The sequence below is a fragment of the Lachnospiraceae bacterium genome (assembly GCA_022794035.1).
Taxonomy (GTDB): Bacteria; Bacillota; Clostridia; order Lachnospirales; family Bianqueaceae; genus CALWPV01.
Genome location: JAAWDX010000014.1, coordinates 42,766 through 56,112, shown reverse-complemented (window position 1 = coordinate 56,112; position 13,347 = coordinate 42,766). Strand labels below are relative to the sequence as shown.

9 protein-coding genes and 1 pseudogene are annotated in these 13,347 nt (G+C 39.1%); 6 read left to right on the top strand and 4 right to left on the bottom strand.

What is annotated here, in order from left to right; all coding sequences use genetic code 11:
* Nucleotides 1–36: 36 nt before the first annotated feature.
* Nucleotides 37–1,386 carry a MarR family transcriptional regulator gene (locus HFE64_10640; GenBank protein ID MCI8633919.1) on the bottom strand — a complete coding sequence of 450 codons (1,350 nt, stop codon included), beginning with the start codon at nucleotides 1,384–1,386 and terminating at the stop codon, nucleotides 37–39.
* A 105-nt stretch (nucleotides 1,387–1,491) separates the two neighbouring features.
* A complete protein-coding gene (locus HFE64_10635) occupies nucleotides 1,492–2,364 on the bottom strand; it encodes a radical SAM protein (protein ID MCI8633918.1) in 873 nt (290 codons plus the stop codon).
* A 606-nt stretch (nucleotides 2,365–2,970) separates the two neighbouring features.
* Between HFE64_10635 and HFE64_10630 the strand changes: the two genes are divergently transcribed.
* The 6 genes from HFE64_10630 (at nucleotide 2,971) to HFE64_10605 (ending at nucleotide 9,793) form a co-directional block, all read left to right on the top strand.
* Nucleotides 2,971–4,164, top strand: a complete 1,194-nt coding sequence (locus HFE64_10630) for a beta-lactamase family protein (protein MCI8633917.1) — start codon at nucleotides 2,971–2,973, stop codon at nucleotides 4,162–4,164.
* Between the two features lie 392 nt (nucleotides 4,165–4,556).
* Nucleotides 4,557–4,952 carry a hypothetical protein gene (locus tag HFE64_10625; protein MCI8633916.1) on the top strand — a complete coding sequence of 132 codons (396 nt, stop codon included), beginning with the start codon at nucleotides 4,557–4,559 and terminating at the stop codon, nucleotides 4,950–4,952.
* Complete coding sequence (locus HFE64_10620) at nucleotides 4,907–5,503, top strand: hypothetical protein (GenBank protein ID MCI8633915.1); 597 nt, start codon at nucleotides 4,907–4,909, stop codon at nucleotides 5,501–5,503. The genes HFE64_10625 and HFE64_10620 overlap by 46 nt, the downstream gene beginning before the upstream one ends.
* Nucleotides 5,504–5,528: 25 nt before the next feature.
* Entirely contained in the window at nucleotides 5,529–6,566 is a 1,038-nt protein-coding gene (locus HFE64_10615) for a hypothetical protein (protein ID MCI8633914.1), read from the top strand.
* Between the two features lie 102 nt (nucleotides 6,567–6,668).
* Nucleotides 6,669–9,035, top strand: a complete 2,367-nt coding sequence (locus HFE64_10610) for an SEC-C domain-containing protein (GenBank protein ID MCI8633913.1) — start codon at nucleotides 6,669–6,671, stop codon at nucleotides 9,033–9,035.
* A gap of 329 nt (nucleotides 9,036–9,364) precedes the next feature.
* Complete coding sequence (locus HFE64_10605; GenBank protein MCI8633912.1) at nucleotides 9,365–9,793, top strand: hypothetical protein; 429 nt, start codon at nucleotides 9,365–9,367, stop codon at nucleotides 9,791–9,793.
* A 161-nt stretch (nucleotides 9,794–9,954) separates the two neighbouring features.
* Here the strand turns inward: HFE64_10605 and HFE64_10600 are convergent.
* Nucleotides 9,955–10,170 (bottom strand): annotated as a pseudogene (locus HFE64_10600) (helix-turn-helix domain-containing protein).
* A gap of 63 nt (nucleotides 10,171–10,233) precedes the next feature.
* A complete protein-coding gene (locus tag HFE64_10595) occupies nucleotides 10,234–13,347 on the bottom strand; it encodes a type I restriction endonuclease subunit R (protein MCI8633911.1) in 3,114 nt (1,037 codons plus the stop codon).

Here is a 13,347-nt window from a genome sequence, read left to right as displayed (position 1 = left end):
GAAGCTGTGAAGATGATTTATCTTCACAGCTTTTTCTTATTTGGACAGGATATATTTGATCCTCCGCGCCTTGCCCTGCGGCGTCAGCAGATCGCCCTTTACCAGCCGCCTGAGAATCCGCGAGGCCGTAGAAGCGCTTACCTCCAGCAGGTCCTCTACATCCTTTCTCGTCACCTTACCTTGATTGCTCACGAGCTCTAGTACCCTGCGCTCATCGGGGTCCAGTTTTCCAAACTGCGTCGCCACTGCCTCATGTAGCATCATCACAGAAGACGCCGCCGCGGGCTCCGCCTCATATACAGTATTGATATTGGGCAGCGTAATCTTAAAGGCATTTTGCGTTACTTCAATCGTCGGTTTTTTCGCTGTACCTTCATAGGCCTTCATGATTTTTCCCATTCCGGTCCCATATGCCTCTATCAACTGCAAACGATAGAATATATTAGCCAGATCCTGATTTCTGCATATAGAAACCCCCATCATGATATCCTCCAGCTCAATTCCCGGCAATAAGCCGCCGATGGATACAAATTCAATCCTATCGGCATAGATACTGATCAAGGCACTAGCGCTAAAAGAATAATCGCGATGCACCAGCAGATTTAAAAGCGCCTCCCGCACCGCTACCTCCGGATAATCTCTGGTATCCGTCCGCAAAAGCCCACTGAAGGTTGCATGCGTCTGATTACGAAAATCAATAAACGCATATGCCTCATTTAATTGCTGCAGCAAAGAACCGACAAACTCACGCCGATCCCTAAATACCGCCTGATCATTTCCTTGAAAAACAGCTGCCTTAATACTGTGGCTGCACTGCTCTGACAGCAGCATGGCAAGATTGGTATAAATGCCATTATGATCCATCAGCTTCAAAGTCCTCATCTGCTGCGCGCTAAATTCCAGATTGCGGCTTTCAAACTCCTTTTTCACCGCCTCAAAAGTAAGCTCCTGCCTCAAAGAACGCATCGCTTCAAAGCGATCTCCATCCGTCTCCTTAATCATGCTGCGAATCGCATTATCCGTAGCCGGCACAGAAGAATACCCCTGCCGAACATAGACCCCCGCCGGTCTAAGTCCCTTTTTTGCAATATAATAGGGACGGTCCGTTCCCCGCTGGACACGGACTGCCACAATTTTTTTACTCTCGATTTCCAGCGTTTCATAATGCAGAAACATCGTAATATCCGGTTTAATCGCATCCCGTGCCATATTGCTAATCTGCAGAGAAACCTGATCAGGATTCTCCACTCCAACGACCGTTCCATCATCCCTTACACCAATATAAAGCATTCCGCCCTCGCCATTTGCAAAAGCAATCAGCTCCTTCTTCACATCATCAACCATTATTTCCTTTAACTCTATCGTTTCACTCTCCTGAAAAAACATAATATCGGCCCTCCTCTCCCAGTAGAGTAACATCAGTATAGCAAATCAACTCAATCAAGTCAATCCAATCAGGCAGATTGAATAGATTTTATTTTCTACCACGATTCAATCCCAAATACTCAATTGCTCGCTCCCCTTCTTCTCTTCCATAGAATGCAAATACTCAAATATCAGCTCATTATGATGCACAATTCCCTCTTCCTCACATCTCCGATGAAAAAACCGCATTAACTCTCTGCTATTCGCGCTTTCTATCATATACTGATTTCCATATGTACGGATATATTTTTCCTTTAGACCCGGAAACACTCTGTCTAACTGCTCATAAAAATATTCCCGATTGCCCTCCCGGAGCGTCAGCCCCATTCCAAAGCAAAGAATGCCATACGTTTTCGCCTCTGCACACATATCCAGGATGCCCGCAATATTTTCCTTGGTATCGTTAATAAACGGCAGAATCGGCGAAAGCCATACCACCGTCGGTATTCCTGCATCTCTCAGCGTTTTCAGCACCTCAAAACGCTCTGACGTCGTGCTTACGTTCGGCTCCAGCTTTTTACAGAGCCCTTCATCATACGTAGTCAGCGTCATCTGCACAACGCATTTTGCTCTCTCATTGATTTTCTGCAAAAGATCTATATCTCTGACAATGCGGCTGGATTTTGTAATAACCGTAAAGCCAAACCCATGCTCATAGATAAGCTGCAGCGCCTTTCTGACATGCCCCAGCTCCATTTCCAGCGGAATATAAGGATCCGTCATCGAACCGGTGCCTATCATACACTTTTTGCGCTTATGGATAAGCGCATGTTCCAATAATTCAATTGCATTGGCTTTGACCTCAATATCTTCAAAAGCATGCTCCATATGATAGCATCTGCTTCTGGAGTCGCAATAAATGCACCCATGCGAACAGCCGCGGTACAAATTCATCCCATTTTTAGCTGATAATATTCCTTTTGCCTCCACAAAGTGCATTATATCTCCTCCTTACAGTGCTGCACAGCTTTTCTCAGTCCCTAACATGATTTATTATACACACCTGCAGGATAAAATAAATAGAAAAATTCACATGCATATGCTACAATGGCCTGGAAAGGATGGATGAAAATGAAATTGATACAAATTGTGGCTCTCGCCATAATCGCAGTATTTTATATTGCATACTTTACTAAAATGATGCTGCAGCGCCGAAAAGGCCTAAAAACGAATCAGATCGGCAAGGGCCGCAAGCCCCGAAGACTGCTGATCATCGAAATACTGATGAAAATCGCCACCTATCTGGTCGTTGCCGTAGAGCTAATCAGCGTTATATGCAGTTTCCGCATGTGGAAATCCTCTTATGCCTGGATAGGCATAGCTCTTGCAGCCCTCGGCGTTCTTATTTTCATCGCAGCTATGAAAACAATGAGAGACAGCTGGCGCGCCGGCATACCCGAAAAGGACAAAACCGAGCTTGTCACAACCGGTATATATCGTATCAGCCGAAATCCCGCTTTTCTCGGATTCGACCTCTTGTATTTCGGTGTGCTGATCGCATTTTTCAATTATCTGCATTTGATTTTCGTGCTTTACGCTGCTGTCATGCTCCACCTGCAGATATTACAGGAGGAAAAATACCTGACCAAGGTCTTTGGCGAAGCCTATACTGCGTATCAAAAGTGCACGGGCCGGTATTTCATTTTTGACAGACCGCGTTCAAAGAAAAGGAGGGTTATCAGGGTCATTTCCATCATGCTTTGTGTGGTTCTGGGTTTGAGTGTCTATGCGATTTACGGTACGAGACAGATGAATAAACTGCCGGATCTCACTTTCGCAGAGGCTCTTTCCTATACAACGAAAAACAATCCTGATGCCGTCATAACCGTCGGAATTATAAAGGATGGACAGTCATCCTATACCGTCTATGGTCAAGATGGAAAAGAACTCCCCGCTGAGCTCCATACATACGAAATCGGCTCTCTAACCAAAACCTTCACTGCTGCTCTGATCTACAAGGCTGCTACTGAAGGAAAAATCAATCTTGATCGTACAATCGATACCTATCTTTCTCTCCCCGAAGGCGGTAAATATCCAACAATCAAAGAACTCTTAACACACACGTCGGGATATGAAAGCTATTATTTTGAAGCTCCAATGATTATCAATTTTCTTATCGGTCGAAATGATTTTTATGGTATCACCAAGGAAATGGTGCTTGATAAAGCAGGTGATCTAAATGCAGGTACAGAAAACCACGATTTTACCTATTCTAACTTTGGCTATGCAGTTCTAGGGCTTGTGCTTGAAACGGTATATGACACCGACTATCCAATGCTGATAAATGACTTTGTACAAAATGACCTCGGCTTAAAAAACACGGGAGTTTTTGCAGAAGACGGAGATCTAGGAAACTATTGGGACTGGAAATATGAAGATGCTTATCTGCCCGCAGGCGCGCTCAAATCCGATATATCGGATTTACTTTTATATGCACAAATGCAGCTTGCAGGCAATCCGCTTTTTACAGAATGCCATCAGCAAATTGACATGATCAACGCTACTCCCGAATTTTATGAGACCCTCGGCATTCGTATGGATGGGATTGGAATGTCCTGGATCATCGATAACGAAAATGGAATCATATGGCACAATGGCGGTACAGGGGATTATAACAGCTATTTGGGCTTTCATGTTGAAACCGGGACGGCGGTTGTTGTGCTCTCTAATCTCTCACCGAGCTATCGGATCCCTGCAACTGTGTTGGGGGTTAAATTGTTGAGGGAGTTGGTAGGGTGAGATGGACGGCTATATTCATTAGATTAATTGAATACAGACCAGTATCGAAGTGGTTATAATAGGGGTGATTCGAAATCAGTTTGCGAGCAATCGCACAAGGGTTCAAATCCCATCCCCTTCGCCAAAAAGAGACAAACTTGTTTTAGGGCAGGTTTGTCTCTTCTTTTATCCACAAATAGGCTAAAAATAGAATTATGGCATTGATAACGACTTGGTTTTGATGAAAATCGGGTCGTTTTTTCTTTTGTCGTTGAAATTACAATTTATAAATACACTAATTTGCGTGTTATAGCTATAAGCAACAGCCCAAAGAAAATTGAAAATCCACTAATATCTATTTTATTATTGTTAAACACACAAATTAGTGATATAATTAGAAAGGAAATTTTGATATGAAATTGTCTTATATTGAATCAAAGATTTTCGGCAAGGTTTGTTATGAATTCCGTCGAAATAAAGACGGTATTGTTGAAACGATACCTGATAAAGCAGCAGTTGTTGCAAGGATATTCGCACTTTATTTGAACGGAAACAGTTTAGAAGATATCCAGCAGTACTTATTTGAAACACAGATACCGTCTCCATCCGGGAAAGAAAAATGGAGCCGGGACGTTTTGAATAAGTTATTAAATAACTACAAATACACCTTTGGTATCGTTAGCCATGAGATGTTTGAAGCTGTAGAAAATCTGAAGGAAAGTAATTGCCGAAATCCAAATCGAGTTATAGAGGATGAGGATGAATGGGACGAGCAATCAAAACAGAATTACTGTGGGCTTATGCTATAACGCGTGAGGAGTTCCTAAAACGGGTAAATGATAAAGTTGAACTTCATCCAAAGGATTGGGAAGATATCCGCGATACTCTATTTGAGGCGATGAGTAAAGGCGAGACATCTATATATGAGCCTAAAATGAATGCATATCTGGAAGACACAGTATACAAATATTTGCGCCCGACGGATGAGCCTATATCACTGACAGATATTACGAGGAGATTCCAACCGGATAATCCGAGTTATCTGATTCAAAGCTGGCTGCGCAGCAGAAATACGATTGCGTTTCTTGGAGAATGGGAGCGCAATAACAATAAGCAATTCAACGAGGAAGCATTTCAAAAGTTGCTGAAAGATGTTCGCTCTCCTTCTTATACATTGACGCCAAAGAGATGGATTGAAACTGTGAACGCTATCGGACTTGAATCCAAGCGAGGCAAAAACGGAGGCACAATGGCTCACCCGTTTATTGCCTGTGATTTTGAAATGTGGAATGATATGCAGTTTCGATATGAGGTACTGAAGTATTTCATGAGTTCAAGAATGGAAACAGATATTAAGTAATGGAAAGGGTGAAAGGAAAATGATTATGTCACGAACCGAAAGCCTTGCGGAACTTTTTTCAAAAGCCATAAAATCCACTTTAGAAGAAGAAATTAATAAGGCAGAAACGGAAGAAGAAGCTAAAAAAATTTTGGATCATTTTGAATCTTTGGATATTCAAGTACTGTTTAATGATATGATGAAAGACGCAGCAAAAGATACCTTTTCATTTATGAAATCCACTATGTTTGAAGAAGTTATGGGATTTCGGGCAGACGAACAGGAATTTATAGCTCATCAAGAGCAGAAATGGTATCGTGCATTTGTGGCTTCTGAAGCAATGTATATTATGACTTTAGAAGCGGCAGAGTCATATTCAGAATATGTTGAATCGTTATCTAAAGATGAATTCCAAGCAAAGTACTGGACATACGTTGTAATGCAACATATTCACGGACGTGCTTTGCAGGAATTTCTCGAAATAATTACTTTAATGAAAAACGGATTTGCTGATGGGGCATATGCTCGCTGGCGTTCTATGTATGAGTTGTCCATTATAAGCTCATTTATCATACAATATGGAGAAAATATTGCAAAAAAGTTTTATGAAGCATCAGAAACCGATGATCGATACGAATGGGCAAGAGAAAGTAAAATCTTTTCAATAAAGAAAAAACACATTACATTTAATGATATACAAAAAGCTTGCGATATTAATTCAGATGTTTGGAAAAGGCAATATGACCTTGCAAATAAAACTGTTCATGCTTCACCACAAGGTACATTTGGCAGGCTTTGCAATATGGGGACTCATCCTGTGATACCCGTAGGACGAAGTGACTATGGAATTACAACACCAGGAGAACATTCTGCAATTTCTCTCGCTCAAATTTCTGCTATGTTTTTCACCCTTTTTCCAGAGAGTGATACGATCATTCAAATGCAAAATATCAACCATTGGATAGATGTAATTAGAGAGGCGTATTTCAAAACTCACGATGAAGTTTTTCCAGAAGATGAACCATTGTGGGATGAAAGTTTATTGCAAATAAATGAGCAAGAAAAAAATCAAAGCTATGACTAAGAATAAATTGAAAATTTATAAGTACTAAATATCATTGGCTACAAACCGTAAAACGATTGATAGCCTTATTATGTGGTTGAAACAGATAGGTGAAGAAGAATAATGAAAAGAATAGCTCCTGATGAGTACTTTAATAATGGCTTAGCTGAATTAGCTCGTTTTGGTAAACATATCGTGCTAAAAAATAATATGTCGTCAAATCAGCATAAACAGTTAACTGCATATTTAAAGTCAAAATATTTCGAGGAAATCCAAAAGGTAAATGAGAAAATTTCTGCTATAAAAGAAAAAATCTTAAGATGTGATCCTATTCAACTTTTGTCGTTCTCTTCTGACATGGGACTACTGACTTTTATAAACTTGTTTTCGGAATCTCAAGGTTCTTTTCAAGATATCCCTATTGTAAGAGCAACTGAGTACATACAAAGCGTTTTAGTCTCAGCTTCATGTAATTCGCTTGAACATCTGGATGGTGATCCACCCCCTTTGTTTCATGAAATTTTAAAAGATATTGAAGACCTTCACATCCTTATACAAAATTTCTATATTTTCTGGGGAGCAAAATTAGAAGATTTACTTCCAGGAATAGAAGATGACATTTTAAAAAGTATAGTTGAAGCACAGATGATGTATTTGGTAAGAGGTAATCGTTACCAGGTATTCGAAATAGAATACTACCAGGAACTTTTAAAAGAACACGACGATATCTTTAAAGATATATTCGGAATTAGTACGGAGGATATTATTAACGGTATTTCCAAATTGCAATATTCGTTGACACAAGCAAAGGCGGATGCTCTTAATCAATTTCAGAATATTTTTGAAGAATTTCAAAATTATGAAGTTGAAGACCAAGATACTTTTTTTGCTGAGCATAAGCAAGAAGGCGAGGACTTTTACAATAAATTTTTCGGGACACAATTGCGCGATGTAGCTAAGGTTACACAATGGCCAGAGAACTTTATTAAAGAACTGTCTTGGGAACTTAATGATAATACAAATTTTTTTAATGACTCTCCCTTTGCGGGCTGGCCTATTATAGATTTGCCGGTATTTAAACGTCCGTTTATCAGAATAAATAATATTTCTTATTGTTTTGACTACTATTCATTTATTGATAATTTTTATAGAGTAATTCAAAAAACTATTACTCGATTAAGACCTCATTACAGATGGTCGGATAATCAGCAAGTAGCCAGCGAAAAAATGGTCGAAAATATTTTCCAATCACTTCTACCACATTGTTTAACTTACCGTTCAAACTATTATCCGATCAATAATTCGATGAAACAGGCTGCCGAAAATGATCTCATTGTTTTATATGATGATGTTCTTATAATTGTAGAAGTTAAGGCAGGCTCTTTTGTCTATACCCCTCCAATTTTGGATTTTCACGCTCATATAAAATCATACAAGTCTTTAATAGAAAAAGCTGACTGGCAGTGTCAACGAACAAAAGACTATTTGACAGGAAAATCCCAGCCGTTACTATACGATGAAAATCATAAAGTCAAAGCTGTTATAGATATGGATAAAATATCTTCGATATTTATGATGTCGGTAACAATAGACAATATCAATGCGTTTGCGGCCAAAGCTGAAAAACTACGTTTTATGCAATTAAAAAGCAATGCTATAAGTATTGCTGTTGATGATTTGATGGTTTATAGAGAATATTTCAATTCGCCTTTAATGTTTTTGCATTTTCTTCAACAAAGAAGTTTAGCCACTCAAGAATCTAAGCTGGCGTTAAATGGTGAATTAGATCATTTGGGAATGTATATTAAACATAATTGTTATTGCTTCCAAACGGATATTATTCCCCCAGGATCTGTTGGGAATTTTATTGGGTATCGTGAAGATTTAGATGATTATTTTTGCAAATTATATCATCCCCAATTATTTCCGAAGAAACCTTTACCTAATATCCCAGATTTATTTCTTAGGATAATTTCATATTTAGAAGTCGAATCTATTGAAGGACGTTCATCCATCGCCAATTACTTTTTGAATTTTTCCACTGATGCTAAAAATGACTTTTGCAATCAGGTTGACTATGTTCTAAATAGACAAAAAGAAATAAAGAGAGAGATTCCTATACACGCAGCAGGTATAGGTGATAATTCTCTTAGATATACCTGCTTTATTAGTCAACAAGGCTTAATAGAGCCTTCCTATTCTCAAAAAAGAGAGTATACATTAGCATGTTTGTCCTGGAATAATGATCCCGATCGGTATCTAATCGATTTAAGTTTTGACTCCGTTGGAAATTTTATTAAAGTAGAATTGAAATGTTTTACCTCACAAGATATCAAACCAGAAGAATCGGATCAAATTTACCAATTAGGAAAAGAAGTGGCTGAGAGACGAATGTTTCAATATCATCAAACGCATAAAGGTAAAATTGGGCGAAACCAATTATGTCCTTGTGGAAGTGGGAAAAAGTATAAAAAATGTTGCGGACGATAAATTAAATAGAGAAATCAATCTACAAGAGTTCAAATCCCTCCGCCGAAAAGCCGAAAATATCTTTTTCATGTGGCTTAGACAAATAAAAAGCTACGTTTTAAGAAATCAAAATGTAGCTTTTTCATGTTTTCATATAGAAGATGTCTCCATCTTAATCTTTTATCGTGGGAAGCTATGCTGACAGATAATAGCTGCCGGTGTTTTTCTGTAATTGTTTTTTTGTTGAGAAAAATCACGATTTATGATATAATACAATTAATAAAATTTTGTGATTAGTCTATGTTTATGATGATAAAAGGACAAGTATGTACAAAATGAGGTGAATTTATATGGAAACATTGTTGATAGCATGTGTTCCAGCAATCATAAGCGGCATTATCAGTTTTGTTTTGGCAAAAAGTCAAGCAAAATCTGAAAACAAGAAACTTCAATTATCTAACCAACACGAAATTGAGCGACTGATGGAACAACATAAAGTTAATATTGATGCTATTCGAGAGCAGCATCGTCTGGAGATAGAATCAAAAGAAAAAGAACATCAGCATAAACTTGAAATCATGCAGAAAGAACATGAAAACGAATTGATTCGTCAGGAAAAAGAACAGGAAAATACTGCAAAATATAACGCAATGGGAAATGTCATGACAGGCTTGTTCAATGGCGTTTTGAGCGGAGCTATGAATTCCCCCGAGGTTCAATCTGAAATGAGCAAGAAAATTCTTGAAGAGCTAAATCAAAATTCCAACTTCAAGAAATAGCCCTAAATAAACGTTTAGCCATTTAGCAACAGTAGTGTAACAAATATTGTGTAAACCTCTTAGATTAGTGAAAAAAATCATAGGTTTAATAAAAATTATATAAGATTGATTGAGGGCTGAATGGCATGAAATACTGTTTAGCCCTTGTCTACTTTCTAGCATGCATCCATTTTTACTTCAAGGGGCGGATTTCTGGGATGCTCTGCTGTGTTGACATGAGTTAATTCTTTTTGGGGAGACTTAGGCATTGCCTCATTTTCAATCCATGTATATAAGGCTCTTCTAGTAGGATAGCCCAGAATACGGACTGTTTCCGTCACGGAACCGCACTGGTGGTAGACCTGTAGGGCAATATCAATTTTATCTTGTGAATACATTCTCTTCCAACTCCTTTCCGAGCCCTTAGAGAGTCCAACTTTTTGTCCTCACCCCTGTCTCGATTATCCTATTCCGAAAAACCTTTCAAAAAATGTCTGCAGCTTTTGAATCACACCCTGTTTCTTCTCAGCGCGATTTCCTCCGACAAAACGAGACATTGGCGGCATCAGCTTATCAATTGCTGTACCATTTGTCTTTACCGAGCCATCTCGAAAAGTGATATCAATATAATTTCGCGTTTCCTCTTCTTTAAGATTTTCTTCTTTTATGATGGCAACAAGCTGTTTTTCTTTTTCTTCTGCAACAAAGGTGCGCCATTCTAGCATTACATCAGACACATCATTGATATTGGCAATAAAGGTTTCGATTAGCGCCTTCTTGCTTCGCAGCTCCGGGCTGGCATCCACCGCTTTATGAATGGTAATAAGTACCTCTTTATCATCGCAGTGAGAGTCATGATACTTTTTCACCAGCATCAAAATATAATCAATGTTAATTTCGATCTGCCTTATCAACTCGATTTCAAAAACGATGTCGTCGGTGATATCCTCTTTCTCACCGCTAGGTTTACGATCTTTCCATTCATCCCGAAGATCTTGGTATCGACCAAGATAATCCTGAAAGTCTCGTTCAGTCAAAATTTCATTTCCGGCAAACTCATCGAAGGAAGTCAGCAGATTGCGCATGCGTAGAACCGCACCAAACAAGACGATAAATTCCTTTTGATTTTGTTCACCCATAATTGATTCATCGGAAAGAGGAAATTTTGTTGTCAGTTCTTCTATCATATCAGTATAGCCAGAATGATATCTTTCCTCGTCATCCTCGTAACCGAAATAATAATCTTTATACCCGCGCATCAATACAATACCACCCGCCTGCTTGTCGCCGAAAAGTGAGATAGCATCGTCTGTGCGTCTCTGTAGATTTCGGAAGCAAACAATATTTCCGAATGACTTAATAGAATTGAGAATACGATTGGTGCGGGAATATGCCTGAATCAGGCCATGCATCTTCAGATTTTTATCTACCCACAGCGTGTTCAGCGTAGTTGCGTCAAAACCTGTCAGGAACATATTAACCACAATGAGCAAATCAAGTTCCTTGTTTTTCATTCGCAGGGACACATCTTTATAGTAGTTCTGGAATTTATCGCTGTCTGTTGAATAGTTGGTATGGAACATCTCGTTATAATCGGCAATAGCTGCATCGAGAAAATCACGGGAAGCCATATCAAGCGCAGAGGTATCTTCCGGATTTTCCTCGTCAAGAATACCATCTGTCTCTGCTTCATTTGCACCATAGCTATAAATAAGAGCAACCTTTAGCCGCTGTTGTGGATTTTCAGCCATCTGACGTTTGAATTCCGCATAATACAACTTTGCAGCATCCACGGATGAAACCGCAAAGATAGCGTTAAACCCGCTGATACGCTGCTTCTGCTTGATTTCCTCAATCGCATCCCGCTCTTTTGAAGAAGCTACCTCCGCAATATTTTGCAAAACATTATAAGTATAGATCCTAACTCCGCGATAGGTTTTTTGATCAAAATGTGTAAGAATATACTCTGTTACCAAGCGAATACGTTTGGGTGCCTGAAATGCCTTTTCACGGTCAATATCCCAAACTTCTTTATCGTCGATATCTGGTTCTTTATCCATTGTTTGAATGTAATCCACACGAAACGGCAGTACATTCTTATCATTGATAGCGTCTACAATGGTATAGGTATGCAGCTGATCACCAAAAGCCTGCTCGGTAGTGCGAAGCGTTGGATTTTTACTCACTCCGGCATTGGCTGCAAAGATCGGCGTTCCCGTAAATCCAAACAAATGATACTTTGTAAAATACTTTGTAATCGCCAAATGCATATCGCCGAATTGACTACGATGACATTCATCAAAAATAATAACAACACGCTTATCAAAAACACTGTGTCCCACATTCTTTTTGATAAAAGTGGCCAACTTTTGAATGGTTGTAATAATAATTTTGGCATTATTATCCTCAAGCTGTCTTTTCAGTATCGCCGTAGAAGAATTGCTGTTTGCCGCGCCTTTTTCGAAACGATCATATTCCTTCATGGTTTGATAGTCAAGGTCTTTTCTGTCAACTACGAACAAAACCTTGTCAATATAGGCAAGCTTAGACGCAAGCTGCGCCGTCTTAAAAGAGGTCAATGTTTTTCCGCTGCCGGTGGTGTGCCATATGTACCCCCCACCGGCAACACGCCCGTATTTCTTATAATTATTGGCAATTTCAATCCGATTCAAAATACGCTCCGTTGCAACAATCTGATAGGGACGCATAACAAGAAGCATATTTTCCGCTGTAAAGACACAATAACGCGTCAATATATTCAAAATCGTATGTTTACAGAAAAAAGTCTTTGTAAAGTCCACAAGATCGGGAATAATACGATTATTTGCATCCGCCCAAAAGGAAGTAAACTCAAAGCTGTTGCTCATTTTTTCTTTTTTCGCCTTATGGGAATTTGCGTCTTTGATATGATTAAAACGAGTGGTATTAGAATAATATTTAGTGTTCGTACCATTGGAAATAACAAATATCTGCACAAATTCATACAATCCACTTGCCGCCCAAAAGCTGTCACGCTGATAACGATCAATTTGATCAAACGCTCCGCGAATTGACACACCTCGGCGCTTTAATTCAATATGTATCAGTGGAAGACCGTTAACAAGAACCGTGACATCGTAGCGATTATCATGTGCCGCCCCCTCATCAGCAAAAACAATGTATTGATTGATAACTTGAAGCGTATTGTTATGGATACTCTTTTTATCAACAAGCGTAATGTTCTTGCTCTCTCCACTATCACGCTTTAACACCTGTACATGATCTTCCTGAATCAGACGAGTCTTTTCAACAATGCCATCTTTGGAATTAGCAAGAATTTCATGAAAGAAACGACTCCATTCCTCATCAGAAAAGTGATAATCATTTAACTTTTCAAGCTGTACACGCAGATTGTCAATCAAATCTTTTTCTTTATGAATCGTCAGATATTCATATCCTAACTCACCAAGCAAGTTTATAAATTCTTTTTCAAGCTCCGCTTCACTTTGGTAAGCATCAGAGCGTTTCTCCTGTGGTTTATATTCGGTTACAACGGTGCTTTCGCCAGATTGGGCAATGATATTAAAATAACTCAT